23 protein-coding genes and 7 tRNA genes are annotated in these 26,314 nt (G+C 67.1%); 20 read left to right on the forward strand and 10 right to left on the reverse strand.

Annotation, left to right across the window (positions count from 1 at the left end; all coding sequences use genetic code 11):
- The first annotated feature begins 135 nt into the window (after positions 1-135).
- The 9 genes from gltX (at position 136) to KVT39_RS14230 (ending at position 3,399) form a co-directional block, all read left to right on the forward strand.
- On the forward strand, positions 136-1,545 hold the full coding sequence (gene gltX, locus KVT39_RS14190; protein ID WP_034184713.1) for a glutamate--tRNA ligase: 1,410 nt from the start codon (positions 136-138) through the stop codon (positions 1,543-1,545).
- A 128-nt stretch (positions 1,546-1,673) separates the two neighbouring features.
- Positions 1,674-1,749: transfer RNA gene (locus KVT39_RS14195), tRNA-Ala, on the forward strand.
- A 140-nt stretch (positions 1,750-1,889) separates the two neighbouring features.
- Positions 1,890-1,965 (forward strand) — tRNA-Glu (locus tag KVT39_RS14200).
- A 78-nt stretch (positions 1,966-2,043) separates the two neighbouring features.
- Positions 2,044-2,120 (forward strand) — tRNA-Asp (locus tag KVT39_RS14205).
- Positions 2,121-2,183: 63 nt separating this feature from the next.
- Positions 2,184-2,259: transfer RNA gene (locus KVT39_RS14210), tRNA-Glu, on the forward strand.
- A gap of 79 nt (positions 2,260-2,338) precedes the next feature.
- Positions 2,339-2,415 (forward strand) — tRNA-Asp (locus tag KVT39_RS14215).
- A gap of 65 nt (positions 2,416-2,480) precedes the next feature.
- Positions 2,481-2,556: transfer RNA gene (locus KVT39_RS14220), tRNA-Glu, on the forward strand.
- A 73-nt stretch (positions 2,557-2,629) separates the two neighbouring features.
- Positions 2,630-2,706 (forward strand) — tRNA-Asp (locus KVT39_RS14225).
- A 228-nt stretch (positions 2,707-2,934) separates the two neighbouring features.
- Complete coding sequence (locus KVT39_RS14230) at positions 2,935-3,399, forward strand: GNAT family N-acetyltransferase (protein ID WP_034184714.1); 465 nt, start codon at positions 2,935-2,937, stop codon at positions 3,397-3,399.
- 26 nt (positions 3,400-3,425) lie between these two features.
- Here the strand turns inward: KVT39_RS14230 and KVT39_RS14235 are convergent, their stop codons facing one another.
- Entirely contained in the window at positions 3,426-4,304 is an 879-nt protein-coding gene (locus KVT39_RS14235) for a helix-turn-helix domain-containing protein (RefSeq protein ID WP_034184715.1), read from the reverse strand.
- 258 nt (positions 4,305-4,562) lie between these two features.
- Between KVT39_RS14235 and KVT39_RS14240 the strand changes: the two genes are divergently transcribed.
- Positions 4,563-4,976, forward strand: coding sequence for a gamma-glutamylcyclotransferase family protein (locus KVT39_RS14240; RefSeq protein ID WP_217589393.1), 414 nt, complete (start codon positions 4,563-4,565; stop codon positions 4,974-4,976).
- 126 nt (positions 4,977-5,102) lie between these two features.
- Here the strand turns inward: KVT39_RS14240 and aceB are convergent, their stop codons facing one another.
- Both aceB and KVT39_RS14250 read right to left on the reverse strand, forming a co-directional pair.
- Positions 5,103-6,695: a malate synthase A gene (aceB, locus tag KVT39_RS14245; protein WP_217589394.1), complete on the reverse strand. Its 1,593-nt coding sequence runs from the start codon at positions 6,693-6,695 to the stop codon at positions 5,103-5,105.
- Positions 6,696-6,760: 65 nt separating this feature from the next.
- Complete coding sequence (locus tag KVT39_RS14250) at positions 6,761-7,522, reverse strand: haloacid dehalogenase type II (RefSeq protein WP_105390445.1); 762 nt, start codon at positions 7,520-7,522, stop codon at positions 6,761-6,763.
- Positions 7,523-7,676: 154 nt separating this feature from the next.
- Between KVT39_RS14250 and KVT39_RS14255 the strand changes: the two genes are divergently transcribed.
- The gene (locus KVT39_RS14255; RefSeq protein WP_217589395.1) at positions 7,677-8,582 is read left to right on the forward strand and encodes a LysR family transcriptional regulator; all 906 of its coding nucleotides are present in this window, start codon (positions 7,677-7,679) and stop codon (positions 8,580-8,582) included.
- 159 nt (positions 8,583-8,741) lie between these two features.
- A complete protein-coding gene (locus tag KVT39_RS14260; RefSeq protein WP_152863932.1) occupies positions 8,742-9,176 on the forward strand; it encodes a universal stress protein in 435 nt (144 codons plus the stop codon).
- A 192-nt stretch (positions 9,177-9,368) separates the two neighbouring features.
- On the opposite strand, the gene aceA is transcribed toward KVT39_RS14260, so the two are convergent.
- The 3 genes from aceA to KVT39_RS14275 all read right to left on the reverse strand — a co-directional run bounded on the left by aceA (position 9,369) and on the right by KVT39_RS14275 (position 13,235).
- The gene (gene aceA, locus KVT39_RS14265) at positions 9,369-10,676 is read right to left on the reverse strand and encodes an isocitrate lyase (RefSeq protein WP_034184719.1); all 1,308 of its coding nucleotides are present in this window, start codon (positions 10,674-10,676) and stop codon (positions 9,369-9,371) included.
- Positions 10,677-11,064: 388 nt separating this feature from the next.
- A complete protein-coding gene (locus tag KVT39_RS14270; RefSeq protein WP_034184720.1) occupies positions 11,065-12,606 on the reverse strand; it encodes a DEAD/DEAH box helicase in 1,542 nt (513 codons plus the stop codon).
- Between the two features lie 359 nt (positions 12,607-12,965).
- The gene (locus KVT39_RS14275; protein ID WP_011352486.1) at positions 12,966-13,235 is read right to left on the reverse strand and encodes an acyl-CoA-binding protein; all 270 of its coding nucleotides are present in this window, start codon (positions 13,233-13,235) and stop codon (positions 12,966-12,968) included.
- Between the two features lie 147 nt (positions 13,236-13,382).
- Here KVT39_RS14275 and tsaB point away from each other — a divergent pair, with 147 nt between their 5' ends.
- Genes tsaB through KVT39_RS14295 form a run of 4 tightly spaced genes read left to right on the forward strand, consistent with a single transcriptional unit; the run spans position 13,383 to position 16,744 of the window.
- Positions 13,383-14,150, forward strand: a complete 768-nt coding sequence (tsaB, locus tag KVT39_RS14280) for a tRNA (adenosine(37)-N6)-threonylcarbamoyltransferase complex dimerization subunit type 1 TsaB (protein WP_105390449.1) — start codon at positions 13,383-13,385, stop codon at positions 14,148-14,150.
- On the forward strand, positions 14,147-14,647 hold the full coding sequence (gene rimI, locus KVT39_RS14285) for a ribosomal protein S18-alanine N-acetyltransferase (protein ID WP_034184722.1): 501 nt from the start codon (positions 14,147-14,149) through the stop codon (positions 14,645-14,647). Before tsaB ends, rimI begins: the two co-directional genes overlap by 4 nt.
- On the forward strand, positions 14,634-15,782 hold the full coding sequence (locus tag KVT39_RS14290; protein WP_217589396.1) for a uracil-DNA glycosylase: 1,149 nt from the start codon (positions 14,634-14,636) through the stop codon (positions 15,780-15,782). The genes rimI and KVT39_RS14290 overlap by 14 nt, the downstream gene beginning before the upstream one ends.
- Positions 15,779-16,744, forward strand: a complete 966-nt coding sequence (locus tag KVT39_RS14295) for a DUF1853 family protein (RefSeq protein WP_034184724.1) — start codon at positions 15,779-15,781, stop codon at positions 16,742-16,744. The genes KVT39_RS14290 and KVT39_RS14295 overlap by 4 nt, the downstream gene beginning before the upstream one ends.
- Before the next feature lie 18 nt (positions 16,745-16,762).
- On the opposite strand, the gene thiD is transcribed toward KVT39_RS14295, so the two are convergent.
- Both thiD and lplT read right to left on the reverse strand, forming a co-directional pair.
- Entirely contained in the window at positions 16,763-17,572 is an 810-nt protein-coding gene (thiD, locus tag KVT39_RS14300; RefSeq protein ID WP_034184725.1) for a bifunctional hydroxymethylpyrimidine kinase/phosphomethylpyrimidine kinase, read from the reverse strand.
- Between the two features lie 58 nt (positions 17,573-17,630).
- Positions 17,631-18,938, reverse strand: coding sequence for a lysophospholipid transporter LplT (lplT, locus tag KVT39_RS14305; RefSeq protein ID WP_034184726.1), 1,308 nt, complete (start codon positions 18,936-18,938; stop codon positions 17,631-17,633).
- A gap of 218 nt (positions 18,939-19,156) precedes the next feature.
- On the opposite strand from lplT, the gene alr reads away from it, so the two are divergent.
- The 3 genes from alr to KVT39_RS14320 all read left to right on the forward strand — a co-directional run bounded on the left by alr (position 19,157) and on the right by KVT39_RS14320 (position 22,028).
- On the forward strand, positions 19,157-20,227 hold the full coding sequence (gene alr, locus KVT39_RS14310; RefSeq protein WP_105390452.1) for an alanine racemase: 1,071 nt from the start codon (positions 19,157-19,159) through the stop codon (positions 20,225-20,227).
- A gap of 11 nt (positions 20,228-20,238) precedes the next feature.
- Complete coding sequence (gene radA / locus KVT39_RS14315) at positions 20,239-21,615, forward strand: DNA repair protein RadA (protein ID WP_072437254.1); 1,377 nt, start codon at positions 20,239-20,241, stop codon at positions 21,613-21,615.
- Positions 21,616-21,761: 146 nt separating this feature from the next.
- Positions 21,762-22,028 (forward strand): DUF2866 domain-containing protein, encoded by a 267-nt coding sequence (locus KVT39_RS14320; RefSeq protein ID WP_034184728.1) that lies wholly within the window; start codon positions 21,762-21,764, stop codon positions 22,026-22,028.
- 166 nt (positions 22,029-22,194) lie between these two features.
- Here KVT39_RS14320 and KVT39_RS14325 read toward each other — a convergent pair whose 3' ends face one another.
- Positions 22,195-24,126: an ATP-binding cassette domain-containing protein gene (locus tag KVT39_RS14325; RefSeq protein WP_131947362.1), complete on the reverse strand. Its 1,932-nt coding sequence runs from the start codon at positions 24,124-24,126 to the stop codon at positions 22,195-22,197.
- A gap of 136 nt (positions 24,127-24,262) precedes the next feature.
- Here KVT39_RS14325 and KVT39_RS14330 point away from each other — a divergent pair, with 136 nt between their 5' ends.
- Positions 24,263-24,742, forward strand: coding sequence for a glutathione peroxidase (locus KVT39_RS14330; RefSeq protein WP_011549528.1), 480 nt, complete (start codon positions 24,263-24,265; stop codon positions 24,740-24,742).
- Between the two features lie 63 nt (positions 24,743-24,805).
- Here KVT39_RS14330 and cls read toward each other — a convergent pair whose 3' ends face one another.
- The gene (cls, locus tag KVT39_RS14335) at positions 24,806-26,254 is read right to left on the reverse strand and encodes a cardiolipin synthase (RefSeq protein WP_217589397.1); all 1,449 of its coding nucleotides are present in this window, start codon (positions 26,252-26,254) and stop codon (positions 24,806-24,808) included.
- Between the last annotated feature and the right edge of the window lie 60 nt (positions 26,255-26,314).

Below are 26,314 nucleotides of genomic sequence, written 5' to 3' on the forward strand. Positions count from 1 at the left end.
GGCGCGATGTCAGGCGCGAGTATAATTCCGGCTTCTTTCCCGTTCCGGGCGTCGCCGGCCCCGTTGCTGTCCGGGCTGCCGCCGTCGATCCCGCGTCGAATCATTCATGCGCCCCAGGCGTTCGAGTTACCGTTTATGACCCGTCCTGTCCGTACCCGCTTCGCGCCGAGTCCCACCGGCTTCATCCACCTCGGCAACATCCGCTCCGCACTCTATCCGTGGGCGTTCGCCCGCAAGATGAAGGGCACGTTCGTGCTGCGCATCGAGGATACCGACGTCGAGCGCTCGTCGCAGGAAGCGGTCGATGCGATCCTCGAAGGGATGCAGTGGCTCGGTCTGGATTTCGATGAAGGCCCGATCTACCAGATGCAGCGGATGGACCGCTATCGCGAGGTGCTCGCGCAGATGCTCGAGAAGGGCCTCGCGTACCCGTGCTACATGTCGGCCGAGGAACTCGACGCGCTGCGCGAACGCCAGCGCGAGGCCGGCCTGAAGCCGCGCTACGACGGCACGTGGCGCCCGGAGCCCGGCAAGGTGCTGCCCGAGCCGCCGGCCGGCGTGAAGCCCGTGCTGCGCTTCCGCAATCCGTTGACCGGCACGGTCGTGTGGGACGATGCCGTGAAGGGGCGCGTCGAGATCTCGAACGAGGAACTCGACGACCTCGTGATCGCGCGCCCGGACGGCACGCCGATCTACAACTTCTGCGTGGTGGTGGACGACATGGACATGGGCATCACGCACGTGATCCGTGGCGACGACCACGTGAACAACACGCCGCGCCAGATCAACATCCTGAATGCGCTCGGCGGCGAGGCGCCCGTCTATGCGCACCTGCCGACCGTGCTGAACGAGCAGGGCGAGAAGATGAGCAAGCGGCATGGCGCGATGAGCGTGATGGCGTATCGCGATGCGGGCTTCCTGCCTGAAGCGGTCGTCAACTATCTCGCGCGCCTCGGCTGGTCGCACGGCGACGCGGAGATCTTCTCGCGCGAGCAGTTCGTCGAATGGTTCGATCTCGAGCATCTCGGCAAGTCGCCCGCGCAGTACGACCACAGCAAGCTGAGCTGGCTGAACGCGCATTACATCAAGGAAGCCGACAACGCGCGCCTCGCCGCGCTCGCGAAGCCGTTCCTCGACGCGCTCGGCATCGACGACGCGGCGCTCGCGACGGGCCCGGCGCTCGACGCCGTGGTCGGCCTGATGAAGGATCGCGCGACGACGGTCAAGGAGATCGCGGAAGGCGCCGCGATGTTCTACCGCGTGCCGGCACCGGAAGCCGACGCGCTCGCGCAGCACGTGACCGATGCGGTGCGGCCGGCACTGGCCGATCTCGTTGTCGCGCTGAAGGCGGCCGACTGGACGAAGGAAGCGGTGTCCGCTGCGCTGAAGGCGACGCTCGGCACGCACAAGCTGAAGATGCCGCAACTCGCGATGCCGGTGCGCCTGCTGGTGGCCGGTACGACGCACACGCCGTCGATCGATGCGGTGCTGGTGCTGTTCGGTCGCGACGTCGTGGTGTCGCGCATCGAGGCCGCGCTGGCCTGAGGTTCGTGCGTGAGCGAAGCTGTCTGCGCGTGAGATCGCGGCAGCTTCGCAAAAAATTTCGCTCGAATCGCAAAAAGGGTATTTACAAGTTCAAAGTCGGTCCATATAATCTCATTTCTGTTCTGCAAGGGGGTATAGCTCAGCTGGGAGAGCGCTTGCATGGCATGCAAGAGGTCAGCGGTTCGATCCCGCTTACCTCCACCAACAGAACAAATTGGATTGATTTGCGAAGCAGTAGTTGTAGTAATAAATGCTTCACAGAATGATCTAAAGCAGTTAGAATTCCGGCCTTCGCTGTTGATGGGAAGTGAATAGCGAAAGTCAGACAGATCTGAAAAGATTTTGTCCCCTTCGTCTAGAGGCCTAGGACATCACCCTTTCACGGTGAGTACAGGGGTTCGAATCCCCTAGGGGACGCCAGATTCAGCGGCGTTTCGTAGAAGTGTCGCGAGGCTTGCAGGAACGTAACCGACGTCCTGCGGGTTGGGTAAGAAAGCTGGAGCGGTAGTTCAGTCGGTTAGAATACCGGCCTGTCACGCCGGGGGTCGCGGGTTCGAGTCCCGTCCGCTCCGCCAGAACGAAGCCCGTTCAAGACGTTTTTGAGCGGGCTTTTGTATTAAGGATGTAAGCAGTACGTTGTCCCCTTCGTCTAGAGGCCTAGGACATCACCCTTTCACGGTGAGTACAGGGGTTCGAATCCCCTAGGGGACGCCAGATTCAGCGGCGTTTCGTAGAAGTGCCGCAACGCTTGCAGGAACATGAACGATGTCCTGCAAGTGGGGTGAAGGAAGCTGGAGCGGTAGTTCAGTTGGTTAGAATACCGGCCTGTCACGCCGGGGGTCGCGGGTTCGAGCCCCGTCCGCTCCGCCAGAACGAAGCCCGTTCAAAGAACGTTTTTGAACGGGCTTTTGCATTAAGGATGTAAGCAGTACGTTGTCCCCTTCGTCTAGAGGCCTAGGACATCACCCTTTCACGGTGAGTACAGGGGTTCGAATCCCCTAGGGGACGCCAGATTTCGGCGTCGTTCGAACAAACGACGCGCCGGCAGGAAGCAACCGACGCCTGCCAGGCAAGCAGCAAGACTGGAGCGGTAGTTCAGTCGGTTAGAATACCGGCCTGTCACGCCGGGGGTCGCGGGTTCGAGTCCCGTCCGCTCCGCCAAACAAACGAAAGTGCCCGCCTTGTGCGGGCATTTTCGTTTGTGCGTCCGGTTGTTGCGCCCGTTCTCGGGCGCGTGACAGCGGAGCGGAGGAAGCCGCCTGCGCGGCTTCCGGCGGGACTCGAAGGGCTGCGCTTGCAAATCAGGCGCCGCACCGCTACGAGAAATTCGCGATTGCATCCGCACGCGACTGCGCTATCGTGGCGGGATGCGTTCTTGACCCCTGCGCGATGCTCGATCCAACCGACCTGCGACTCCTGTATCAGCTCCGGCCAGCGGAGCCCGGCGATTTCCCGTTTGCCGAAGCGCTGACGCACGGCAACATGGGCGGCTACTACAAGCGCCATGGGCTCGTGTGGCGCAGCGACCTGTTCTATGCGAGCTGGCGCGAATCCGAGAACTTCATCCTCGAGGCCGACGGCGAGCGCATCGGCGTGCTGCGCGTGACCGAGGAAGGCGATTCGCTGCATATCCGCGACGTCCAGATCGCGGCCGGCCATCGCGGGCAGGGCGCCGGCACCTACATGCTCGACATGGCGCACCGCTGGGCACGTGCGCGCGGGCTGCACGAATTGCAGTTGCGCGTGTTCGTCGACAATCCCGCCGCGCGTCTCTACCTGCGCATGGGCTATCGGGTAGCCGGCCCGCGGCTCGCGCAACTCGGCTCGATCCGCCACATGGTGCGGCCGGTCTGAAGATCTGACGATCCGGAGCGCAGCGCTCAGCGGACGGCGTCGATCGCGTCGTCGTCCGGCGATTCGTCGTCCGCAATGCGGCCTTCCGCGCCGCGGTGCTCGTAGCCGCGCAGCATGAACGCGCGCGGGCTTTCGCCGAATGCACGGCGGAACATCGCCGAGAACGCGCTCTGGCTCTGGTAGCCGAGCTCGCGCGCGATATGCGACAGCGGGCGCCCCTGATTCAGCAGCGGGATCGCCCGCGCCAGCAGCGCCTGCTGGCGCCACTGCGAAAAGCTCACGCCCAGTTCCTGCTTGAAGAGCCGCGAAATCGTGCGCGTGCTCGCGCCGACCTCGCTCGCCCAGTGTTCGAGCGATTCCGCATGCGCCGGTTGCGCGAGTACCGATTCGCACAGCATGCGCAGCCGTTTCTCATCAGGCATCGGCACCGCAAGCGGCAACGGCTCGGCATGGCTCAGCTCGTCGAGCACGAGCCCGCACAGCAGGCGCTCGCGCGCGGTGCTCAGCTCGCGCGCATCGAGTGCGACGATCAGTTCGCGCAGCAATCCCGTCACTTCGACGACGCGGCACGCGTCGAGCCCGTCCGGCACGATCGATTCGTCGATATACAGCGTGCGCAAATACGCTTCCTCGACGATCACGACTTCATGCGTCACACGCGGCGGCACCCAGATCGCGCGGGACGGCGGCACCATCCACGTCGTGCCGGTCGTCGCGACGCGCAGCACGCCGCGCGATGCGTACGCGAGCTGCGCCCACGCATGCGTGTGCAGCGGGATGCGGTGGCCGGCGTCGACCTGCCGCGCGCGCACGCGCATCGGATGGACGGCGGTCGGCGCGAATTCGGGCGGGATGTCGATGACGTCGTATGGGTTCGATGCGTCGGCTTGGACGGGAGGATTCATGGACGGTTCGGGCGGCGCGGCGGCGATGCCGTTATTTTAGAAGGCGCCGCGCGAGCGCATGCGGCGGTTTTTGGGGCGATCATGCCCGGGTCAAATGAACTTTGTATGGGAGCGGGCGAAGTCGGCGCGACTGCCCGGGGCCCCGCGCGCTTGCCGGTCAGAACCATCGGGCCGATCCGGTGGTCTATCGATGGGTGCGCAATTTCGCACGAATCGCGCGCGAACACGGCAACATACGAATCGAAGAGGAGAACCACGATGCGCTACGTATTCGTCTACGGCACCCTGAGAGCCGGAGAGACCAACGACATCGGCCATGCGGCCGCACGACACGGGATCGCCACGCCGACGCTGCTTGGCGCGGCCGCGCTGCCGGGCGAGCTGTACGATTTCGGTACGTATCCGGGGATGGTCGCCGGGTCTGCGGCCAAGTCGCTGGTCTGGGGCGACGTCTACGAGGTCGATGAACGGCTCGTTCCCGTGCTCGACGAGATCGAGCGCGTTTATCCGGGCGTCGACACGCTGTTCAAGCCGGAAGAGGTGACCGTCGAGCTCGGCGGCCGGCAGTACGCATGCCTGTATTACCCGGTCGCCGCGCATGCGGCAGCCGGGCGTCCGCGCATCGCGTCGGGAGACTGGGTCCAGCACCGGCGCGAGCGAGAGGTCGCCTGAGCGTCCGCGCGGCAGTCGGTTTCGCCGCAAAAGGAAAGCGCCCCGCGGGGCGCTTTTTTCGTGCGGTCGTCGCGTGCGGGCCGGCGACGGCACGTGGCCGGCCGCCGATCGCAGCGAACTGCTTCGTCAGATTTCCTCGTACAGCGGCAGCGTCAGGAATTCGGTGAAGCCTTCCGACGTCGACATCTGCTCGAAGATCGCCGCGGCGCGCTCGTACGGCTGCGTGTTGCCGCCGACCGAACGCTTCACGTTGTCGAGTTCGACCTTTGCGTATTCGCGCACGAGGTCGGCCGTGACCTTGCGGCCGTCGTCGAGCACGCCCTTCGGCGAGCGGATCCACTGCCACACCTGCGAGCGGGAAATCTCGGCGGTGGCCGCATCTTCCATCAGGTTGTGGATCGGCACGCAGCCGTTGCCGTCGAGCCACGCGCCGAGGTAGTGGATGCCGACGTTGATGTTGTTGCGCAGGCCGGCTTCGGTGATCGGCGCTTCAGGCTGGAAGTCGAGCAGGTTCTTGCCTTCGATTTGCACGTCGTCGCGCTGCTTCGCGATCTGGTTCGGCTGGTCGCCGAGCACCTTGACGAACTCTTCCATCGCGATCGGCACGAGGCCCGGGTGCGCAACCCAGCCGCCGTCGTAGCCGTCGGTCGCGTCGCGCTGCTTGTCCGAGCGCACGCCGCCCATCGCCTTGTCGTTCGCTTCCGGATCGTTCTTGATCGGGATCAGCGCGCTCATCCCGCCGATCGCCGGCGCGTTGCGCTTGTGGCAGGTCTTCAGCAGCAGCAGCGCGTACGCGCGCATGAACGGCACCGTCATCGTGATCTTCGAACGGTCGGCGAGACAGAAATCGCGGTCGTTCTTGAACTTCTTGATCGCCGAGAAGATGTAGTCCCAGCGGCCGGCGTTCAGGCCCGAGCTGTGCTCGCGCAGTTCGTACAGGATCTCGTCCATCTCGAACGCGGCGAGGATCGTCTCGATCAGCACGGTCGCGCGGATCGTGCCGCGCGGGATGCCGACCTGTTCCTGCGCGGCGACGAAGATGTCGTTCCACAGGCGCGCCTCGAGATGGCTTTCCATCTTCGGCAGGTAGAAGTACGGGCCCGAGCCGCGCGCGATCAGCTCCTTCGCGTTGTGGAACAGGAACAGCGCGAAATCGAAGATGCCGCCGGACACGCGCTGGCCGTCGACCGTCACGTGCTTCTCGTCGAGATGCCAGCCGCGCGGACGCACGATCAGCGTCGCGACCTTGTCGTTGAGCTGGTACGACTTGCCGTTCTGCTCGAGCGAGATCGTGCGGCGGATCGCGTCCTTCAGGTTGATCTGGCCGTCGATCTGGTTCGTCCAGCTCGGCGCGTTCGAATCCTCGAAGTCCGTCATGTACGAATCGGCGCCCGAGTTCAGCGCGTTGATGATCATCTTGCGCTCGACGGGGCCCGTGATCTCGACGCGGCGGCATTGCAGGTCGGCCGGCAGCGGCGTGACCTTCCAGTCGCCCTCGCGGATCGCCCTGGTATCGGCCAGGAAGTCCGGGCGCTCGCCCGCGTCGAGGCGTTTCGTGCGCTCGGCGCGCGCCTGCAGCAGCGCCTGGCGGCGCGGTTCGAACGCGCGGTGCAGCGCTGCGACGAGTGCGAGCGCGTCGGGCGTCAGGATCGCTTCGTAACCCGGCTTGATTTCGCCGGTGATCGTCATGCCTTGCGGCAGCGTGATCGGGGTGCTCATGAGTCTCATCTCCTTGGTCGGTCAGTTGCGGTTTCGGTGAAAGGGGAAGGCGGCAGCTGCGAGCGTCATGCACCCGGGCCGGGGCGCGTGCGGTTTGCGTGTCTGCCGGATGGGGCCGGGGTGGCGAGGAATGCGAGCAGGTCGGCCATGCCGGTGCCCGTGCCGTCGGGCGGTGCGCCGAGTTCCTCGGCGGGCGCGCCTGTGCGGTTGAGCCAGAACGTCGTGTAGCCGAACCACGCGGCACCGGCGACGTCCCATGCGTTCGACGACACGAACACGATGCCGCGCGGGTTCGGCCCGAACGCGGCGGTGCCGAGCGCGTAGACGGCCGGACTCGGCTTGTACGCGCGCACGGTGTCGGCCGACAGCACGCGATCGAACAGCCCGGACATGCCGGCGCTCTTGATCGCGATGTCGAGCATCTGCGGGTTGCCGTTCGACAGGATCGCGAGCGGCGGGCGCGGCTCGAGCGCGCGCAGCTTGCGCAGCGCGGGCACCGTATCGGGATAGGTGGACAGGCACGCGTATTCGTCCATCAGCCGCTTCTCGGCCGCGCTGTTCAGCGCGAGGCCGAGCGCGCGCGCGGCGAACCGCAGCGCATCGAGCGTGATGTCCCGGAACGGGCGATAGCGGGCGCCGGCCGGATCGGCGAGCGTGCGCAGCTGCGAGTATTCGATTTGCTTGCGTCGCCACAGCTGCGACAACCGTTCCCCGTGACCGGGAAACATCTGCTCTGCCGCGGCCACGACCGCATGCACGTCGAACAACGTGCCGAATGCGTCGAAGAGGATTGCGTCGGGAGAGGAGAGTGTCGTTGTGGCCGACATAGCCTTGCGCTCCGGTTTCAGAGGTCGGGTCGATTCTATTCGTGATCGCAGGTGCTAAAAAAGACGCTAATCATCACTTGATCTTTTACTTTCATATACATAATCTTGAGCGGCTTAAGCTATTTGAAGGGCGGCGGTGCCGTCCCCGCGAGTCATGGACCGGTTCAAACAGATCGAAACGTTCGCCGCGGTCGCGGCGAAGGGCAGCTTGTCGGCGGCTGCGCACGCGGAAGGCGTCGCGCCGGCGATCATCGGCCGCCGCCTCGACGCGCTCGAGGAGCGGCTCGGCGTCAAGCTGCTGGTGCGCACGACGCGCAAGCTCACGCTGACGTTCGAGGGGTCGGCATTCCTCGAGGATTGCCAGCGGATCATCAACGACATGCAGAACGCGGAGGCGAGCGTGTCCGCCGGTGGCGTCAAGGCGAGCGGCCACCTGCGCATTTCCGCGCCGGCCGGCTTCGGCCGGCGGCACGTCGCGCCGCTCGTGCCCGAGTTCAGCAGCGGGCATCCGGACGTGTCGGTCACGCTCGACCTGTCCGACCGGATGGTCGACCTCGTCAACGAAGGGTTCGATTGCGCGGTGCGGCTCGGCGAACTGCCGGACTCGTCGCTGGTGTCGCTGAAGCTCGGCGAGAATCGCCGCGTGTGCGTTGCGTCGCCCGCGTATCTCGCGCGGCGCGGCACGCCCGCCACGCTCGCGGAACTGGCGCGGCACAACTGCCTCGCGCTCGCGGCGAACGCGAACCAGCAGCGCGGCTGGGCGTTCCAGGTGGACGACAAGGTCGTGTCGATCCGCGTGAACGGCACGATGGAATGCTCGGACGGCGCGGTGCTGCACGAGTGGTGTCTCGCCGGACACGGCCTGGCATGGCGCTCGTGGTGGGAGGTCGGCGACGACATCGCGGCCGGCCGGCTCGTCAGCGTGCTCGACGCGTTCGCCGCGCCGCCGATCGGCATCCACGCGGTGTTTCCGCAGCGCCGCCACCTGCCGCTGCGCGTGCGCCTGTTTCTCGATTACCTGAAGCACACGTACGAGCGGCCCGGTTATTGGGGCGAGTAGGCCGCGCGTGCCCGCGCGTTTCCGATATGAGGGCGAACCCGCTGCCGGTGCCGGTTGCGCGGTTTCGCACACTACAATCGTAGGAGGCACGCGCGACGCATCGCGGTCGGCCCGAACGGGATCGCGGCGCGCGGAGTGCGATTGACGAAGGAGGGCGCGATGTTCCGGCACATCCTCGTTCCAACCGACGGTTCCGAACTGTCGCAAAAGGCGATCGACGGCGCGATCGACCTGGCGCGCGCGGTCGGCGCGCGCGTGACGGCCTACGCGTGCCTGCCGCAGTATCCATACTCGCCGTTTTCCGAAGTGATCATCGAGCCGCCCGCCGATTTCCGGGCGCGCAGCGAGCGCGAGGCGCGCGCGCACCTCGACGAGGTCGAATCGGCCGCGAAGGCGGCCGGCGTCGTCTGCGACACGTGGACCAGCGTGCATCCGTCGCCGTATCTCGGCATCATCGAGGCGGCCGAACGCGGCGGCTGCGACGTGATCTTCATGGCGTCTCACGGACGCCGCGGGCTCGGCAGCCTGCTGATCGGCAGCGAGACGCAGCGTGTGCTGACCCATACGAAAATTCCGGTGATCGTCTATCGGTAGCGCGGTGCCGGTTGTGGCCGCGCGGGCGGCAGCAGGACCGGCACCGTAGAAAAAGGGCGCGCCGGACCAAGCCGGTGCGCGTCGTTGCTGGCGGCCCGCGGGCCGCGCGGCCGGTCGCGCGATCTGCATCGCGCGCCTGCCGTCTCCTCCCTGATTTTTGTTCTGTTGCCGATGCCGCGCCGCCTGCGCGCGTTACGCGACCTTCTTGCCGTCGAAGAACTGTTCGTCTTCGGTCGAGCCGTGCAGCGCGGTCGTCGATGCTTCGCGTTCGACCGTCTGCGTCACCGCGTCGAAGTAGCCGGTGCCGACTTCACGCTGGTGCTTGACGGCCGTGAAACCCTTGTCGGCTGCCGCGAACTCGGCCTGCTGCAGTTCGACGAACGCGCTCATCTGCGTGCGGGCATAGCCGTGCGCGAGGTTGAACATCGAGTAGTTCAGCGCATGGAAGCCGGCCAGCGTGATGAACTGGAACTTGTAGCCCATCGCGCCGAGTTCCTTCTGGAATTTCGCGATCGTCGCGTCGTCGAGGTTCTTCTTCCAGTTGAACGACGGCGAGCAGTTGTACGACAGCAGCTTGCCCGGGAACTGCTTGTGGATCGCTTCCGCGAACTTCTTCGCGTACTCGAGATCCGGCTTGCCGGTTTCGCACCAGATCAGGTCGGCATGCGGCGCGTACGCGAGGCCGCGCGAGATCGCCTGCTCGAGGCCCGGCTTCGTGCGGAAGAAACCTTCCACCGTGCGCTCGCCCGTCAGGAACGGCTTGTCGTTGTCGTCGACGTCGGACGTGATCAGGTCGGCCGCTTCCGCGTCGGTACGTGCGACCAGCACGGTCGGCGTGCCCATCACGTCGGCCGCGAGACGCGCAGCCGACAGCTTCGCGACGGCTTCGCGCGTCGGCACGAGCACCTTGCCGCCCATGTGGCCGCACTTCTTCACCGAAGCGAGCTGGTCTTCGAAGTGAACGCCCGATGCGCCTGCCTCGATCATCGCCTTCATCAGTTCGAACGCGTTCAGCACGCCGCCGAAACCGGCTTCCGCGTCGGCCACGATCGGCGCGAAGAAGTCGACATAGCCTTCGTCGCCCGGGTTCTTGCCTTCCGACCACTGGATCTGGTCGGCGCGCGTCAGCGTGTTGTTGATGCGCTTCACGACGAGCGGCACCGAGTTCGCCGGGTACAGCGACTGGTCCGGGTACATTTCGCCCGCGACGTTCGCGTCGCCGGCCACTTGCCAGCCGGACAGGTAGATGGCCTTCAGGCCGGCCTTCACCTGCTGCATCGCCTGGTTGCCGGTCAGCGCGCCGAGTGCGTTGACGAACGGTTCGTTGTTGATGAGGCCCCACAGCTTTTCCGCGCCGCGCCTGGCCAGCGTGTGCTCGATCGGGATCGAGCCGCGCAGGCGGACCACGTCCTCGGCCGAGTAGCCGCGCTTGATGCCTTTCCAGCGCGGATCGGTTTCCCATTGCTTTTGCAGTTCCTGTGCCTGTTGCTGACGCGACATGATGAGCTCCTTGATGCGGTGTGTTGCCTAATGGGTCGAATCTGACGGTGCGGATGCTGTTCTCGAAGCGGGAAGCGGCGCGTTCCGTTTCGTGAAGTCTTGTATAAGAGTCTAGGCAAATCGACGGGAGCGAAACAGCGGCTGTATCAGAAAGTGCGTAAATTTTTAGTTGTTTTAAATCAATTATTTGAATTCTTGATTTCGGGATAAGAAATGCTTTTTCCCATCCCGCAATCGTCTGGGTTGTGCCACGCAGCATGATTTTTTACGACACAAAAAAATTTTTCGTATCGTGAAATGTGCGGCGGGACGAAAAAAAACCGGCGCAGATGCGCCGGTCGGCTGGATTGGCGGGGCGGCCATCGGTGGGGCGGCCGCCCGTGCGTGCTTACGACGCGGAATTGCCGCGGCGCGGGCCGCTGCTGCGCTGGCCGTCGCGACGCGGGCCGCCGTCGCGGCTGCCGCCCGGCTTGCCGCTCCAGCCGCCGCCATTGCCGCCGCCGTAGCTGCGGCCGTTGCCGCCATGACCGCCGCCCGGCTTGCCGCCGAAACGTCGGCCGCCGCCGTTACCGCCGCCCGGACGGCCGCGGCCGCCGTTGCCGCCGCGCGGGGGCGCCGACTTGCGCGGCTCGAAACCTTCGATCACGTTGACCGGCAGCGGCGAGCGCACGAAGCGCTCGATGCGCTTGAGCGCGCCCTGTTCGGCGTGGTGCACGAGGCTCACCGCGATACCCGAGCGGCCCGCACGGCCCGTACGGCCGATACGGTGCACGTAGTCTTCCGCGAACTTCGGCAGGTCGTAGTTGAACACGTGCGTGATGCCCGGGATGTCGATGCCGCGTGCCGCGACGTCGGTCGCGACCAGCACGCGCACGCGGCGCTCGCGCAGCGCACGGATCGTGCGGTTACGCGCGCCCTGCGGCAGGTCGCCGTGCAGCGCGGCCGATTCGAAGCCTGCGTCGGCGAGACGGCCGGCGAGCTGGTCGGCGTCGATCTTGGTCGCCGTGAAGATGATCGCCTGGTCGAGCGCGTCGTCGCGCAGCAGGTGATCGAGCAGGCGATCCTTGTGGTCGCGGTCGTCGACGTAGTGCACGGTCTGCGCGATGTTCGCGCGCGACTCGAGGCGCTGCTGGATCTCGATGCGCTCGGGATCCTTCAGCAGGCGGCTCGTCAGCGAACCGATCTTGCCGTCGAGCGTGGCCGAGAACAGCATCGTCTGGCGCGTCGCGGGCGTCGCGGCGACGATCGTTTCGATATCGTCGATGAAGCCCATGTCGAGCATGCGGTCGGCTTCGTCGAGCACGAGCATCTTCAGTTCGGACAGGTCGATGCGGCCGCGCTCGAGGTGGTCGAGCAGGCGGCCCGGCGTGGCGACCAGGATTTCGGGGTTCTTCGCGAGCAGCATCAGCTGCTGGCCGTAGGCGACGCCGCCGAGGATGCTGACCGTGCGCAGGCGCTTCAGGTGCTTGCCGTAGGTCGATGCGGCCGTGGTGACCTGCATCGCGAGTTCGCGGGTCGGCGTCAGCACGAGCAGGCCCGGGCGCGCGACGGGTTGCGGGCGGCGCACGCGGCGGTCGCCCTGGTTCGGTTCGCGCGGCGCGCGCGGTTGCTGCGCCAGCGTCTTCTGGAGCTGCGCGAAGCGTTCGATCGCGGGCAGCATGAATGCGGCCGTCTTGCCCGAACCGGTCGGGCTCGACACCAGCAGGTCGCGGCCGGCGATGCCGGCCGGAATCGCGCGCTGCTGGACCGGCGTCGGCTTCACATAGCCGGCGGCCTGCAGCGCGGAGACGATCTCCGGCGACAACCCGAGCGACGCGAAGCTCGGCTCGTCCGACGCCGGTTCGACCGCGGCCGGTACGGCGGCGTCGTCGAGACCGAGCGCCTGGTCGGCGATCGCGTTGAGCGGGCTGGAGTTGATGCTCGAAGTCATAACAATCCTTGAAACACAGTGGGTGAAACGTCGGCGCCAATCGCGCATACCCAAGTCGTCGGATTCAGCGAGCAAATCGGGAAACGGGTGCAATCCGCCGAACAGTCGGCGGATGAGGCATTAGAAGCTGTTTTGGGTGCGGCGCGCTTCAGGAGCGGGGCCGCCAGCCTGATAAGTGACGACCGCGAGGGTCGAAGCAGGAGGGGACAGGTTCTAAACCGGATTGGAGCTTAACGCTACGAGGCGTCGGGCCGGAACGGCAAGCGAGCCGAGCGCGGAGGTGACGCAGGCTGCATTATAAAGAGATTTGCTGCGCTGCGCCACTGATTTGATTGCCTATTGCGAACGGCGTGGTTCGGTCAGGAAGCCGTGCCGTTTTTCAGCGATTCGACGAGTTCGATGTACTGCTGCTTCGCGGCATCCTGCGACGTGCCCTTCAACGCATCCCATGCGTCGTACTTGTATTTGCCGACGATGTCGGTGAAGCCGGGCTTGTCGCCGTGCGCATCGCCGTCGGTTGCCTGCTTGAAGAGCGCGTACAGGCGCAGCAGGGTCAGGTTGCCCGGGCGTTCCGTCAGTTGCTTGACGTCGATCTGGGCCTGGTCGAATTGGGCGGTGAGTTCGCTCATCGGGTGTCTCCGTAAGGGTTTCAGGTCGGGCGATCTTAACAAGCGGACCGCCGCGCGGGGTCGAGCGATCCTTCCAAACCGCCGTCGGCGCCGAACGCGCGCACAGATCGGGCCCGATCGCCCGTGGGAGCGGGGTGCCGCATTACAATGTCGGCCATGACGCAAACAGTGCTCCTCGCCATCGATACGTCGACCGAATACTGCTCGGTCGCGCTGCTGCGCTCGGCCCATGCCGATGACGCCGTTTCCACCCCGCAAACCTGGGTCCGCCACGAACAGACGGGCGCAGTGTCGAGCACGCGCGTGCTGCCGGCGATCCAGGAGCTTTTCGCCGAATCCGGGCTGACGCTCGCCGACTGCGACGCGATCGCGTTCGGCGCCGGCCCCGGCTCGTTCACCGGCCTGCGTACCGCGACCGGCATTACCCAGGGACTCGCGTTCGGGAGCGGGCTGCCGGTCGTGCCGATCGGCACGCTGCTCGCGTGCGCGGAGCACGCGCGGCTGCGCGCGCCCGGCACGACCCGCGTGCTTGCCGCGCTGGACGCGCGGATGGACGAAGCCTACTGGGCGGACTTCGCGTGGGACGACAGCGCCGGCGACTGGCGCACGCTGCATCCGGCGTCGCTCGATGCGCCGGGCGCCGTCGGCGTGCCCGACGCGCCGTTCACGCTCGCGGGCAATGCGGCTGCCGCGTTCGGCGCGCAGTTGCCGGCCGCGGCGCGCGCGGCCGTGATCGACGGCGAAGCATTGCCGCATGCGCTGGCGGTCGCGCATGCCGCGCTGCGCGCGTTCCGCGCCGGACGCACGGTGCCGGCCGATCAGGCCGCGCCCGAATACGTGCGCGACAAGGTCGCGCAGACGACTGCCGAGCGGATCGCGGCACGGGCCGCGCAGACGGGCGGAGCGAAGGGATGACGGGGGTATTGCTGAGCGACCGCTATCTGGCGCCGATGACGGACGCGGATCTCGACGAGGTCGTTGCGATCGAGCAGGTCGCGTACGAATTCCCGTGGAGCCGCGGCAACTTCGAGGATTCGTTGCGCAACGGCTATCTGGGCGTGTGCCTGCGGCATGTGACGGGTTCGCTGATCGGCTATTGCGTGCTGATGCCCGTGATCGACGAGATGCACCTGCTGAACCTGTGCGTCGCGCCGGCCGCGCAGCGCGCGGGCGCGGGTCTCGCGCTGCTGCGCGAGGCCGTGCGCATTTCGCGCGCGGAGCGGCTCGACGGCGTGCTGCTCGAGGTGCGGCCGTCCAATCCACGCGCGATCCATCTGTACGAGCGTTTCGGCTTCGTGACGATCGGCCGGCGCAAGAACTACTATCCGGCGAAGCATCGCAGCCGGGAGGACGCGATCGTGATGCGTCTGACGCTGAACAAGGACGAGGGGGACGCGCATGGCGTGGGCTGAAGCGGTGCTCGAGGAAATGGGCCTCGCGCAGATCTGGGTGCGGCGCGGGCAGCGCGCGGACGAAGGCGCGGCAGCCGACGCGGCCGCCGTCGCGCAAACCGGGGCGGCGGACGACGTTTCCGTCGTTGCGGCCGATCGGCCGGCGCGCGCGGTGCGTGCCCCGGTGCAAGACGATGCGCCGCCGGCGGTCGTGCGAGCCGCCGAGGCCTCGCCGGCTCGCGAGCCGGGCATACCGGCATCGGGCATACCGGCATCGGGCATGCCGACATCGGGTGTACCGACATCGGGTGTACCGACATCGGGTGTACCGACATCGGGCGTACCGGCATCGGGCATACCGGCATCGGGCATACCGGCTCCGGATGCACCGGCGCGTCGTGTCGTCGATGGCGATCGCATGCTCGCGCCGGCGGCTTCAGCCGATGCAATGCCGCCGATGGATGACGCGCCGCCTGTCGGAGAAGACGATTTCGCGTGGTTCGACGCGGCGCCGCCGGGCGAGCCCATGCCGGCAGCCGAACCGCGTCCTGCCGGAACGCCGGTTGCGATGCTCGACTGGGATGCGCTGGCCGCGCGCGTGCACGACTGCACCCACTGCCGGCTGTGCGAGAAGCGGACCAACACCGTGTTCGGCGTCGGCGACCGTGAAGCGGACTGGATGCTGATCGGCGAAGCGCCTGGCGAGAACGAGGACAAGCAGGGCGAGCCGTTCGTCGGCCAGGCCGGCAAGCTGCTCGACAACATGCTGCAGTCGCTGGCGCTCAAGCGCGGCGACAACGTGTATATCGCGAACGTGATCAAGTGCCGGCCGCCCGGCAACCGAAATCCGGAACCGGACGAAGTTGCAAGCTGCGAGCCTTATCTGCAGCGCCAGGTAGCGCTCGTGAAGCCGAAGCTGATCGTCGCGCTCGGGCGCTTCGCCGCGCAGACGTTGCTGAAGACGGACGCCAGCATCGCGTCGCTGCGCGGCCGCGTGCATGCGTACGAAGGCGTGCCGGTGATCGTCACCTACCACCCGGCGTACCTGTTGCGCAGCCTGCAGGACAAGTCGAAGGCGTGGGCCGACCTGTGCCTCGCGCGCGACACGTTCCGTCGCGCAGACGGTAGCGACGCGAACGGGCCGGCCGGGCAATGACGACCGGCGCGGCGTTCGCATTCGTCGATACGCTGCGCGACGCCGCGGTTCGCGATCTGGGCTGGCTGCTCGCGAGCCCGAGCCTGCTGACCGCGGCACCCGGCGCGCCGCTCGCGCATCCGTGGCCGGATGCGGCCGGACAGTCGGCCGTCGAAGCATGGCTCGCCGCGCTCGATGCGGCGCCCGAGCCGCTGCACCTCGCGCTCGCCGGGTTGCGGCCCACCCGGCTCGGCCGCTACGCCGAATGCCTGCTCGAGTATTTCCTCACGCACGGGCCGTCGCTGCGGCTCGTCGCGGCCAATCTCCCGCTGCGCAGCAACGGCCTGACGCTCGGCGAAGTCGATTTTCTCGTCGATGCGCCGGGCGGGCAGCGCCTGCACTGGGAACTCGCGGTGAAGTGCTATCTGTGCGCGCCGGTGCGCGCCGGCGCGTCGCTCGCCGACTTCGTCGGGCCCAATCTCGTCGACCGGTTCGACCGCAAGCGCAGCCGGCTGCTCGACCACCAGTTGCGGCTCGGCGATCGCGCCGGGTTTGCGCTGCTCGGCTACGGCGCGCCGTCCGACGCGCAGATGTTCATCAGGGGCTGGCTGTTCTATCCGCACGGCGCACCGTTGCCGCCGGTGTCCGCCGAAATCTCGCCGGATCACCCGCGCGGTTTCTGGCTGACGCATGCGCAGTGGCCGGCGTGGGCGGCCGCGCAGCGTGCAGGCGTTGCGTGGAGCGTGTTGCCGCGGCTTGCTTGGCTCGCGCCGCGGCGTGTTGCCGCCGACGCCGGCTTCGAACCCGAACCGCTCGCGGCCGCACTCGAGCTGCCGTCCGTGCTGGCGACGCGTCAGGCCCCCGACTTGATCGGCATTTATGAGCAGGGCGGCGATGGCACGTGGCGCGAGACGGCGCGCGGCTTCGTCGTGCCGGACGACTGGCCGGCGCGTGCGCAGGCGTTCGCGGCGCAGGACGACTGACGCCGCGTCAGGCGACGCTTACCACCAGCGATGGAAGTGATGAACCGGGCCGACGCCGTGGCCGACGTCGAGGCGGCCGCTCGCGGCGATTGCGCCGGTCAGGTAGGCCTTCGCTTCGCGCACCGCGCTTTCGAGGTCGGGCTGCTGCGGCAGCAGCGCGGCGATCGCCGACGACAGCGTGCAGCCCGTGCCGTGCGTGTTGCTGACCGGCACGCGCGGGCCGTCGAGCCGCACGGTGTGCGCCGCATCGACGAGCCAGTCGGGGCTCGCGGCCGCGTCGGGCAGGTGGCCGCCTTTCATCAGCACGGCGCGCGCGCCCGTCTGCAGCAACGCCTGGCCTTGTCGGACCATGTCGTCTTCAGTGGTCGCGGGTGCGTCGCCGAGCAGCGCGGCCGCTTCGGGCAGGTTCGGCGTGACGACGGTCGCCAGCGGCAGCAGCGCGTCGCGCAGCGCATCGACCGCGTCGGGTGCGAGCAGCGCGTGCGAACTCTTCGAGATCATCACCGTGTCGAGCACGACGAAGCGAGGTGCGTAACGGCGCAGCGCGTCGGCCACCGCGTGCACGATCGCCGCGTTCGCGAGCATCCCGATCTTGACCGCGTCGATGCGGATGTCGCTGAACACCGCGTCGAGCTGCGCGGTCACGAACGCGGCGTCCGGCGCGTGCACGCCCGTCACGCCGCGCGTGTTCTGCGCGGTCAGCGCGGTGATCACGCTGGCGCCGTACGCACCGAGCGCGGAAAACGTCTTCAGGTCGGCCTGGATGCCTGCGCCGCCGCCCGAATCGGAGCCGGCGATCGTCAGGATGTTGGGTATCGGGTGCGTCATGATGGCAACGCGCCGGTTCGAAGACCGGCGCCGGCGGACGGAAACGGAAAGTGTAGCGTCAGTGCCGCGCTTCGCCGATCAGCGCGACCGAGTCGAACTGACGCTGGTTCGCCTGGTGGCGGCGCATCACGAGCCACATCGTCAGGCAGACGAACGTGCCGAACAGCACGATCACGACACCGACTGGCACGTCGAGCCACACGAGCACCGCATACAGGCACAGCATCACGAGCACCGACAGGTTCTCGTTGAAGTTCTGCACCGCGATCGAATGGCCGGCCGACAGCAGCACGTGGCCGCGGTGCTGCAGCAGCGCGTTCATCGGCACGACGAAGTAGCCCGACAGCGCGCCGACGCACATCAGGAAGATGTACGCGACGATCAGGTAGACCGGCATGCGCAGGTGGCCGAAGTGCACGGCCCAGTTCGACGGGAACAGGTCGCGCGTGTAGAACGCCATCAGCATCACCGCGATGCCCATGATGATGCCGACGGGCAGCACGGTCAGCGACTTCTTCAGCGGGATCCGGGCGGCGGCGGCGATCGCGCCGGCCGCGACGCCGACCGCGACCACGGCCTGCAGGATCGCGCCTTCCGACAGCGACATGCCGAGCGACACCTCGGCCCATTTCAGCACGATGAACTGCAGCGTCGCGCCCGCGCCCCAGAACAGCGTCGTGACCGCCAGCGAGATCTGGCCGAGCTTGTCGCGCCACAGCACCATGAAGCAGTCGGCGAAATCCGTGAGGAGCTTGACCGGGCCGCGTTCCTGCTTCGGATAGCGGGCGCCCGTATCGGGAATGCGCAGGTTGAACAGCGCGGCGATCACGTAGATCGCCATGATGATGGCCATCGCCGCTTCGGCGGGCGTGCCGATCCAGCGGGGCGTGTGCGCGATCACGTGCGATGCGATGTGCGGACTGATCAGCGCGCCGCCGAGCACGGTGCCGAGGATGATCGAGCTGACGGTCGTGCCTTCGATCCAGCCGTTCGCGGCGACCAGCCGATCGGCCGGCAGCAGCTCGGTGAGAATCCCGTATTTGGCGGGCGAGTAGGCCGCCGCGCCAAATCCGACGATCCCGTACGCGATCAGCGGGTGGGCGCCGAACAGCATGATCATGCAGCCGACCACCTTGATCGAGTTGGTGATGAACATCACGCGCCCCTTGGGGCGCGAATCCGCGAAAGCACCGACATACGCCGCCAACACCACATAGGACAACACGAAGAACAGCTTCAGCAGCGGTGTCATCCAGTTGGGGGCGTGGAGGTCTTTCAGCAGGGCGATGGCGGCGATGAGAAGCGCATTGTCGGCCAGCGACGAGAAAAACTGCGCGGCCATGATGGTGTAAAAACCTTTTTTCATCTGATGCGATGCTTTCGTCGCTGCGGCAGGGCCGCGTAGGCCGCCTGATATGCGATCGGCTTATTCCGTTCGAAATGGGTTGTGCGCACGGCTTTATAACATGAAAATACGCCAATTCGGACTAGCAAGATTCCCCGATCGTTCCGCAAATTGTCGGCTTCGGTGCTCAAAAGGCGCGGTAAGCTGATGATTCGCAAGCGTCTTTACGTAAATTTCCCATGCCGCGCCCGATCTCCGCCACCATCCACACCGCCGCTCTCGCGAACAATCTCTCCGTCGTCCGCCGCTTTGCCGGCCCGTCCAAGGTCTGGGCGGTCGTCAAGGCCAACGCGTACGGCCACGGTCTCGCCCGCGTGTTTCCCGGCCTGCGCGGCACCGACGGCTTCGGCCTGCTCGACCTCGACGAGGCCGTGAAGCTGCGCGAGCTCGGCTGGGCCGGCCCGATCCTGCTGCTCGAAGGCTTCTTCCGGTCGACCGACATCGACGTGATCGACCGCTACAGCCTGACGACGACCGTCCACAACGACGAGCAGATGCGGATGCTGGAAACGGCGCGGCTGTCGAAGCCCGTCAACGTGCAGCTCAAGATGAACAGCGGGATGAACCGGCTCGGCTACCTGCCGGAAAAATACCGCGCGGCCTGGGAGCGCGCCCGCGCGTGCCCCGGTATCGGCCAGATTACGTTGATGACCCATTTTTCGGACGCGGACAACGAGCGCGGCGTTGCCGAGCAGCTCGCGACGTTCGAGCGCGGCGCGGAAAACATCGCCGGCGCGCGCAGTCTCGCGAATTCGGCCGCCGTGCTGTGGCATCCCGACACGCATTTCGACTGGGTGCGGCCGGGGATCGTGCTGTACGGCGCGTCGCCGTCCGGGCTGTCGTCCGATATCGCCGACACGGGGCTGAAACCCGCGATGACGCTCGCGTCCGAGCTGATCGCGGTGCAAACGATCGGGAAAGGCCAGGCCATCGGCTATGGCTCGACGTTCTCCGCGCAGGCGCCGATGCGGATCGGCGTCGTCGCGTGCGGCTACGCGGACGGCTATCCGCGCGTCGCGCCGGAAGGCACGCCCGTGATCGTCGACGGCATCCGCACGCGTATCGTCGGCCGCGTGTCGATGGACATGATCACCGTCGACCTGACCCCGTGCCCGCAGGCCGGCGTCGGCGCGCGCGTCGAGCTGTGGGGCAATACACTGCCGATCGACGACGTCGCTCGCCATTGCGGCACGATCGGCTACGAGCTGATGTGCGCGGTCGCCGGCCGCGTGCCCGTGCGCGCGGAATAAGGGCGTTGCGCGTGGCCAAACAGAAAACCGTCTACGTCTGCAGCGAGTGCGGCGGGCAGACCCCGAAGTGGCAGGGGCAGTGTCCGTCGTGCCAGGCCTGGAATACGCTGGTCGAATCGGTCGCCGAGTCGCCGTCGGCCCACCGTTTCCAGTCGCTCGCGAAGCGGGCGCCCGTCCAGCGCCTCGTCGACATCGAAGCGGCCGACGTGCCGCGCTTCTCGACCGGCATCGGCGAATTCGACCGCGTGCTCGGCGGCGGGCTGGTCCCCGGCGGCGTCGTGCTGATCGGCGGCGACCCGGGCATCGGCAAGTCGACGCTGCTGCTGCAGTCGCTCGCGGACATCGCGAGCGAACGGCGCGCGCTCTATATCAGCGGCGAGGAATCGGCCGCGCAGATCGCGTTGCGCGCGCAACGGCTTGCGCTGCTCGATGGCGGCACGCCGGCGGCCGAGCTGCAACTGCTCGCCGAGATCCAGCTCGAAAAGATCCAGGCCGCGATCGACGCGGAGCGGCCCGACGTGGCCGTGATCGACTCGATCCAGACCGTCTATTCGGAAGCGCTCACGTCGGCGCCGGGCTCGGTCGCGCAGGTGCGCGAATGCGCGGCGCAGCTCACGCGCATCGCGAAACAGTCGGGCACCGCGATCATCATGGTCGGGCACGTGACGAAGGAGGGCAACCTGGCCGGCCCGCGCGTGCTCGAGCACATCGTCGACACGGTGCTGTATTTCGAGGGCGACACGCATTCGTCGTTCCGGCTCGTGCGCGCGTTCAAGAACCGCTTCGGCGCGGTCAACGAACTCGGCGTGTTCGCGATGACCGAGCGCGGGCTGCGCGGCGTCGCGAATCCGTCCGCGCTGTTCCTGTCGCAGCACGAGCAGATCGTGCCCGGCTCGTGCGTCCTCGTCACGCAGGAAGGCACGCGCCCGCTGCTCGTCGAAATCCAGGCGCTGGTCGATACCGCGCACGTGCCGAACCCGCGCCGGCTCGCGGTCGGCCTCGAACAGAACCGGCTCGCGATGCTGCTCGCGGTGCTGCACCGGCACGCGGGCATCGCGTGCTTCGACCAGGACGTGTTCCTCAATGCAGTGGGCGGCGTGAAGATCACCGAGCCGGCCGCCGACCTCGCGGTGCTGCTCGCGATCCATTCGTCGATGCGCAACAAGGCGCTGCCGAAGGGGCTGATCGTGTTCGGCGAAGTGGGGCTGGCGGGCGAGATCCGGCCGTCCCCGCGCGGGCAGGAGCGGCTGCGCGAGGCGGCGAAGCTCGGCTTCACGGCCGCGCTGATCCCGAAGGCGAATGCGCCGAAACAGCCGATCGAAGGGCTGAACGTGATGGCCGTCGAACGGATCGAGCAGGCGATCGACCGCGTGCGCGATCTCGAGTGATCGGCCCGGCAGCCGCGCGGGCTGTGGCTGCCGGCGATCTGTCGCGTAATTCTCTGTAAAGAATATGTAGGCTGATGTAACCCGCCGGACATCGCTTTTCCCTATCCTTTGCCGGATTGTCGAACCGCGCAATGCGAAGGGAACCTATGTTGAAATCGTATGGGGAAGCGCCGGGCGGACGCCTTTACAACCTGCGCGGCTGCCGCGTGTCGGAGCCGATTCGCCAGCCCTGGGGCGGCGGATGCCGGATCGTCGAATGGATCGACGAGGAAGGGCGCCTGGCGCGCAAGGTCGTGTCCGAGGACGTGACCGAAGCGGAGGTCGCCGCGGCGATCCGGCGGCCGACCGAAGGGCGCCGGTACCTGATGGGCGACGACGAGCAGCTGCCACGCGATACGTTGCCGCGGCGTTGAGCCGGCAGGCGGCCTGCGAACCGACGGACAAAGGCAGTAAAAAGGCCGGGCCAGTGCGCCCGGCCTTGTCGCATGCGGGCCCGGCGCGGGCCCGATGGCTTGTCGAAGAACCGGTGCCGCCGGCGTGCCTGGCCGGCGGCGCCGGCCGGCTGCACTGCGGCCGCGTTCAGCCGATCTGTTCGAGCTCTTCGTGCGCGGCGAGCCAGTCGGCCTCGATCGTTTCGAGACGCGTGTTGACGTCCCCGAGCTTGCGGATCGCGTCGGTCAGCTCCGTCTTGCGCGCGGCCTCGTAGCTCGCCGGATCGGCGACGAACGCGTCGAGGCGCGCCTTCTCCGCGTGCAGCGTCTCCATTTCCTTTTCGAGCTTCGTGATGCGCGTCTGCAGCGGTTTTTTCAACACCGACAGGCGCTGCCGCTCCTCGGCGGCCTGACGCTTCTGGTCCTTGCGGTTCGCCGCGGCGCCCGCGCCCGACGCAGCCGCGCTGTCGGCCTTCGCGGCCGCGCGCTGCTCGGCCGCATGCTGCAGCAGCCAGTCGCGGTAATCGTCGAGGTCGCCGTCGAACGGCTGCAGCCGGTGCTTCGCGACCAGCATGAACTGGTCGGTCGTCGCGCGCAGCAGGTGGCGGTCGTGCGATACGAGGATCAGCGTGCCTTCGAACTGCGCGAGCGCCATCGTCAGCGCGTGGCGCGTTTCGAGATCGAGGTGGTTCGTCGGTTCGTCGAGCAGCAGCAGGTTCGGCTTCTGCCAGATGATCAGCGCGAGCGCGAGGCGCGCCTTTTCTCCGCCCGAGAACGGGCCGACGGCGCTGGTCGCCATGTCGCCCGAGAAATTGAAGCCGCCGAGGAAGTCGCGCAGTTCCTGCTCGCGCGTGTCGGGTGCGAGCCGCGCGAGATGCGCGAGCGGCGAATCGTCCTCGCGCAGCGTTTCGAGCTGATGCTGTGCGAAATAACCGATCGTCAGCCCCTTGCCCTCGCGGACGTCGCCCGACAGCGGCGCGAGCGTGCCGGCCAGCGTCTTGATCAGCGTCGACTTGCCCTGGCCGTTCGCGCCGAGCAGGCCGATGCGCTGCCCGTTCTGGATCGACAGCGCCACGCGTTCGACGATCGGGATGTCCGCGCCGTTGTCGGCATGGTAGCCGCAGCGGACGTCTTCCATCACCATCATCGGGTTCGGCGCGGCGTCGGGCGTGCGGAATTCGAACGTGAACGGCGACGCGATGTGCGCGGGCGCGATCAGCTCCATCTTCTCGAGCGCCTTCATCCGGCTTTGCGCCTGCTTGGCCTTGGTGGCCTTGGCCTTGAAGCGGTCGACGAAGCTCTGCAGGTGCTCGATCGTCTTCTGCTGCTTTTCGTATGCGCTTTGCTGCAGCGCCAGTTGCTGCGCGCGCAGCACTTCGAATTGCGAGTAGTTGCCGCCGTAGCGCTTCACCTGGCGGTTTTCCAGGTGCAGCGTGACGTTGCAGATCGAATCGAGGAATTCGCGGTCGTGCGAGATCACGACGAGCGTGCCGGGGTAGCGGTGCAGCCAGTCTTCGAGCCAGACGATCGCGTCGAGGTCGAGGTGGTTGGTCGGTTCGTCGAGCAGCAGCAGGTCGGAGCGGCACATCAGCGCCTGCGCGAGGTTCAGGCGCATGCGCCAGCCGCCGGAGAAACTGGCGACGGGCTCGCGTGTCTGGGCGAGCGTGAAGCCGAGGCCGAGCAGCAGCGCTTCGGCGCGGGCGGGCGCGGTGTAGCCGTCGGCATCGGCGAAGGCAGCATGCGCGTCGGCTTCGGCGGCGCCGTCATGCGCGGCGGAGGCGGCGGCGATGCGTGCCTCGATCTCGCGCAGCGCGGCGTCGCCGTCGAGCGTGTAGTCGAGCGCCGAGCGGTCGACCGCGGGCGTTTCCTGCGACACATGGGCGATCCGCCACGACGGCGGCATCGAGAAATCGCCGGCGTCCGAGTGCAGCTCGCCGCGCAGGACCGCGAACAGCGTCGACTTGCCGGCGCCGTTCGCGCCGATCAGGCCGGCTTTCTCGCCGGGATTGAGCACGAACGAGGTCGACTCGAACAGCGGCTTGGTGCCTCGCGCAAGGCTGAACTGATTGAAACGGATCACGGCGGAAATGACTGGCCAAAACCGCTATTCTAGACTGCGCGCCGCTCTTGCCGGGCATCGGCCGCTCGGCGGATGCCGCAACGGCGCGATTTCGCCTAGACTCCAGGTCGATCCGGTTTCGTAAAAGGAGTGCCCGATGTCCACCCTGTATTCGTTCAGCGCAGAGACGCTCGCCGGCGCGCCGGTTTCGCTCGACGCGTATCGCGGCAAGGTGCTGCTGATCGTCAACACCGCGAGCGAGTGCGGTTTCACGCCGCAATACGCGGGCCTGCAGAAACTGTACGACCAGTACGCGGCGCGCGGCTTCTTCGTGCTCGGCTTCCCGTGCAACCAGTTCGGCAAGCAGGAGCCCGGCGATGCCGCGCAGATCGGCGCGTTCTGCGAGCGCAATTACGGCGTCACGTTCCCGATGTTCGCGAAGATCGACGTGAAGGGCGACCATGCGCATCCGCTGTACCGCTACCTGACCGACGAGGCACCCGGCATTCTCGGCCTCAAGGCGATCAAGTGGAATTTCACGAAATTCCTGATCGACCGCGAAGGGCGCATCGTCAAGCGCTACGCGCCGTCGACCAAGCCCGACGAAATCGCCGCGGATATCGACAAGCTGCTGTGACGGCGTGGGGCGACGTGCGCCGTGCCGGTGCGGATCGCGCCGGCGCTGCCGTCCTTCCTGCGGCTACAGGATCGGCGCGAACAGCCGCGCGACGTGCATCGCGATCCGCCGCCATGCGGGCGACTGGCGGTATTCGTTCGCATCGACGCCGTACGCCTGCGCGAAGTCGGCATCTAGCATCGTCTCGACCTCGTCGGCGAATGCGCGGTCGACGGTCAGCACCATGATCTCGAAGTTGAGTCGGAACGAGCGGTTGTCGAGATTCGCGCTGCCGATCGCCGCCGCGATGCGGTCGATCAGCACCACCTTCTGGTGCAGGAAGCCGGGCCGGTAGCGGAACACCTTGACGCCCGCGTCGATCAGGTCGCGCGCGTACAGCTTCGACGCCTCGAACACCACGTAGTGATCGCGCCGGCTCGGGATCAGGATGCGCACGTCGACGCCGCGCATCACCGCGAGCTTCAGCGCTGAGAGCACGGCTTCGTCGGGGACGAGGTACGGCGAGGTGATCCAGATCCGCTCGCGCGCGGCATTGATCGCCTCGACGAAGAACAGCGAGCCGGTTTCCTGCTTGTCGGCCGGCCCCATCGGCACCACGAGGCAATGCATGCCGTCGCCGGGCTGTGCGGGCGGCGGCAGCGCGAGCGGCGGCAGCTTCTGCGTCGCCCAGTGCCAGTCTTCGGCGAACACGTACTGGATGCTTGCGACCACGGGGCCGCGGATCTCGATGTGCGTATCGCGCCACGGCGACAGGCGCGGCTTCGCGCCGAGATATTCGACGCCGACGTTGTGGCCGCCGACGAACGCGCGATTGCCGTCGACCACGACGATCTTGCGATGGTTGCGGAAGTTGAGCTGGAAGCGGTTGACGAACTTGCGATTGGTCGCGAACGGATGGACCTCGACGCCGCCACGGCGCAAGGTGTCGACGTAGCTGTGCGGCAGGTCGAAGCTGCCGATGCTGTCGTACAGCAGGCAGCAGCGCACGCCGGCCGCCGCACGCGCCAGCAGCGAGTCGCGCAGCATCTGGCCGAGCGCATCGTCGCGCACGATGAAGAACTGGACGACCACGTAGTCGCGCGCGCCGTCGATCGCCGACAGGATCGCCGAGAACGTCGCGTCGCCGTTCACGAGCGTGCGCACCGAATTGCCGCCGAGGAACGGCATGCCGCCGAGCCGCGTGAGCGCGAGCACGGCGGCCGGCCCGAGCGCGGCGGCGGCCGGCCCGTCGGTTGCGTCGGTCACATCGGTGCTGAGCCACGGCGAGCGCGGTGTGTGCGTGCGCAACAGTTCCAGCTCGTGGCGCCGTGCGTCGACGTAGCCGGAGAACTTGCTGCGGCCGAGGAACAGGTATGGAACGAGCGTCAGGTACGGCATCGCGGCGAGCGACACGGCCCAAGCGATCGCGCCTTGCGACGTGCGCGTGTTCATGATCGCGTGGCACGCCGCGACGATCCCGAGCACGTGGATGGTCAGGATCAGGGTGCCGAGATGTAGCCAGTCGAGGGTCATGGGCGCGTGACGGACTCCTGAGGTCGTGCGGCGCGGCGGCCGCTTACGCGCATCTTACCC

The organism is Burkholderia sp. GbtcB21, from assembly GCF_019091065.1.
In the GTDB taxonomy this organism is placed as follows: Bacteria; Pseudomonadota; Gammaproteobacteria; order Burkholderiales; family Burkholderiaceae; genus Burkholderia; species Burkholderia pyrrocinia_C.

Coding starts and splice junctions, on each gene's coding strand:
- gltX (WP_034184713.1), top strand. CDS start 136: ATGACCCGTCCTGTCCGTACCCGCTTCGCGCCGAGTCCCACCGGCTTC.
- KVT39_RS14230 (WP_034184714.1), top strand. CDS start 2,935: ATGCTCGATCCAACCGACCTGCGACTCCTGTATCAGCTCCGGCCAGCG.
- KVT39_RS14235 (WP_034184715.1), bottom strand. CDS start 4,304: ATGAATCCTCCCGTCCAAGCCGACGCATCGAACCCATACGACGTCATC.
- KVT39_RS14240 (WP_217589393.1), top strand. CDS start 4,563: ATGCGCTACGTATTCGTCTACGGCACCCTGAGAGCCGGAGAGACCAAC.
- aceB (WP_217589394.1), bottom strand. CDS start 6,695: ATGAGCACCCCGATCACGCTGCCGCAAGGCATGACGATCACCGGCGAA.
- KVT39_RS14250 (WP_105390445.1), bottom strand. CDS start 7,522: ATGTCGGCCACAACGACACTCTCCTCTCCCGACGCAATCCTCTTCGAC.
- KVT39_RS14255 (WP_217589395.1), top strand. CDS start 7,677: ATGGACCGGTTCAAACAGATCGAAACGTTCGCCGCGGTCGCGGCGAAG.
- KVT39_RS14260 (WP_152863932.1), top strand. CDS start 8,742: ATGTTCCGGCACATCCTCGTTCCAACCGACGGTTCCGAACTGTCGCAA.
- aceA (WP_034184719.1), bottom strand. CDS start 10,676: ATGTCGCGTCAGCAACAGGCACAGGAACTGCAAAAGCAATGGGAAACC.
- KVT39_RS14270 (WP_034184720.1), bottom strand. CDS start 12,606: ATGACTTCGAGCATCAACTCCAGCCCGCTCAACGCGATCGCCGACCAG.
- KVT39_RS14275 (WP_011352486.1), bottom strand. CDS start 13,235: ATGAGCGAACTCACCGCCCAATTCGACCAGGCCCAGATCGACGTCAAG.
- tsaB (WP_105390449.1), top strand. CDS start 13,383: ATGTCGGCCATGACGCAAACAGTGCTCCTCGCCATCGATACGTCGACC.
- rimI (WP_034184722.1), top strand. CDS start 14,147: ATGACGGGGGTATTGCTGAGCGACCGCTATCTGGCGCCGATGACGGAC.
- KVT39_RS14290 (WP_217589396.1), top strand. CDS start 14,634: ATGGCGTGGGCTGAAGCGGTGCTCGAGGAAATGGGCCTCGCGCAGATC.
- KVT39_RS14295 (WP_034184724.1), top strand. CDS start 15,779: ATGACGACCGGCGCGGCGTTCGCATTCGTCGATACGCTGCGCGACGCC.
- thiD (WP_034184725.1), bottom strand. CDS start 17,572: ATGACGCACCCGATACCCAACATCCTGACGATCGCCGGCTCCGATTCG.
- lplT (WP_034184726.1), bottom strand. CDS start 18,938: ATGAAAAAAGGTTTTTACACCATCATGGCCGCGCAGTTTTTCTCGTCG.
- alr (WP_105390452.1), top strand. CDS start 19,157: ATGCCGCGCCCGATCTCCGCCACCATCCACACCGCCGCTCTCGCGAAC.
- KVT39_RS14320 (WP_034184728.1), top strand. CDS start 21,762: ATGTTGAAATCGTATGGGGAAGCGCCGGGCGGACGCCTTTACAACCTG.
- KVT39_RS14330 (WP_011549528.1), top strand. CDS start 24,263: ATGTCCACCCTGTATTCGTTCAGCGCAGAGACGCTCGCCGGCGCGCCG.
- cls (WP_217589397.1), bottom strand. CDS start 26,254: ATGACCCTCGACTGGCTACATCTCGGCACCCTGATCCTGACCATCCAC.